Below are 898 nucleotides of genomic sequence, written 5' to 3'. Positions count from 1 at the left end.
GGCGAGAACATCATAGCATTGGGCGGCAATGACACGGTGGTGGGCGGCGGCGGTGCCGATGTCATCCGCGGCGATGAAGGCGATGATTTCATCAGTGCGGAAGGCGGCGATGACATGGCTTTCGGCGGTGCTGGCAGCGACGATATCCTCGGCGGAGCCGGCAACGACATGCTCTATGGCGATGCCGGATCAGACCGCATCTTCGGCGATGCTGGAAACGATCTGATCAATACCGGTTCCGGCGACGACACGGCACATGGTGGAGATGGCAACGACATGTTCCTCGCTGAAGCCAGCGACGGGAATGACAACTACTACGGCGATGCCGGCAGCGATACGCTCGACATGGCTGCAATCACAGCGAACCTCACAGTCGACCTCGGAACGGGCTTTGCGGGCCGGGGAAGTGCATCGAGCAGTCAATCGGGCAATGACACACTGTGGAATGTCGAGAATGTCGTGACCGGTTCCGGCAACGATACGATCACTGCAAGCAGTGCCGTCAATATCATCGACGGCGGCGCGGGCAATGACACCTTCCGCTTCCTCTCCGCAGGGGATGCAGACGGAGATACGATCGCGGGCTTCCAGCCCGGAGACAAGATCGATCTTGGCGGTATCGATGCCAATGGCGGCGCGGGCGGGAACCAGTCCTTCACGCTGGTTGCGGGCTCGACCTTAAGCGGTGCCGCACAACTGGTTGTCACGCATGAAACCCGCGAGGACGGCGAATATACGATCGTCCAGGGCAGCGTCGATGGCGACAGCGGGGCAGAGTTGCGCTTGAGCATCAAGGGCAACCACGACCTGACCAACTCGGACTTCCATCTGTAGTCCGAGAACTGACGGCGAGCCGCAATAACCGGCTCGCCGCCCTATACAAATAACAAAAAGGGGG

General features: G+C 60.2%; 1 protein-coding gene. It reads left to right on the top strand.

Features of this window, described 5'->3' with window-relative positions; genetic code table 11:
* The coding region (locus PHA01_RS29125; protein ID WP_271899724.1) for a calcium-binding protein at positions 1-834 on the top strand (834 nt) is incomplete at its 5' end.
* Positions 835-898 lie beyond the last annotated feature (64 nt).

This window comes from Candidatus Phyllobacterium onerii (assembly GCF_028331445.1).
Lineage (GTDB): Bacteria > Pseudomonadota > Alphaproteobacteria > Rhizobiales > Rhizobiaceae > Phyllobacterium > Phyllobacterium onerii.
The sequence above is the reverse complement of the archived record's forward strand: the minus strand, read 5'-3'. Positions and strand labels throughout refer to the sequence as shown.